Here is a 1,136-nt window from a genome sequence, read left to right on the forward strand (position 1 = left end):
TCCCAATGATATGTTATATCGAAAGAACTTTTACTATGGGATGGGCTAACCTTTTCAGTTAGCAACGTGTCGCACTACTATTCCATTTTGAAACTTCTGCATGCATAATTTGACACAATGTCCCGTCATCTGTAATGACTGCCTTGCATTCATCAGGCAATTCTTTAATAAATTTCTGGTTTATTGAGCCTTTAGTACAAATAATCGCTTTAGAAGCTTTTTCAAATTCTAAACCTCTTACATCCATAATTTCACATGGTATATTACCAAAATAATAAGTAACATCAAAATTTGAATACAACTTATCACCTATTTCAAGGCAAATCTCATGAAGATTATACTTGTTTGCTATTTCTATGATTTCTAAAATGTTATTTTTAGAAATCTTCATTTCATATAAAATATCATTCCCTTTAAGAACTAGAGCCCCGTTATAACAAATGATAATCTCACTCTTTAACACGTCGGGAATATACTGTTTTATAGCTCTTGGCGGCCTTGCTGTAACAAAAATCAATTCGTCTCCATTATTTTTACATTCCCTTAGAATATTAATAGATTTCTCTGAAATTGTTTTATCACTTCTTAATAAAGTCCCATCAAGGTCTGAAATAATAATCTTTTTCATACTTATCTTTATTCTCCTTTCACAAATAATAATTCGAAATATTGGTTATTTTTTGGATCACCAGAGCTGCTGCGGATAGTTAATCTCAACTTTCTTTTTTTCTCAATTTAATTCCAAATATCATTTCCATTTGTTATATATTTTTTATTTCCTGAAGTACATACATATTTCCTTATATTGTATTTCTTTTCTTTAAAAATTGAAAGATTATTCTGTCAAAAACACTATCTTTTCTAAATACTAATTCCACTCAAAGCATTTCATTTTAATTTTATAAAAATAAATGATAGCCTTATATTTAAAGGAGATGAATAAATATGAGTTTATTGCATAACGGTTTAACTTTTTTAAACTTTGATGATACGTATTTATTACAAAATAAACTACATTCTTATTCACATGAAGATATTGATTTTACTCATTTAGAACACGCTGTAATCAACGATTGTAAAATACCCAATAACAACGGTTTTAAATTCCCCAAAAATAACAGATAATCGTTTCGAAA

At 28.1% G+C, this 1,136-nt stretch carries 2 pseudogenes; one reads left to right on the forward strand and one right to left on the reverse strand.

Going from position 1 to position 1,136, the window contains the following annotated elements:
- Positions 1-76 precede the first annotated feature (76 nt).
- Positions 77-628 (reverse strand): annotated as a pseudogene (locus PDQ33_RS28875) (HAD-IIB family hydrolase); the annotation flags it as partial.
- 317 nt (positions 629-945) lie between these two features.
- Here PDQ33_RS28875 and PDQ33_RS28880 point away from each other — a divergent pair.
- Positions 946-1,063 (forward strand): annotated as a pseudogene (locus tag PDQ33_RS28880) (arginase family protein); the annotation flags it as partial.
- Positions 1,064-1,136 lie beyond the last annotated feature (73 nt).

The sequence above is a fragment of the Bacillus cereus group sp. Bc031 genome (assembly GCF_027716265.1).
GTDB classification, from domain to species: Bacteria; Bacillota; Bacilli; order Bacillales; family Bacillaceae_G; genus Bacillus_A; species Bacillus_A paranthracis.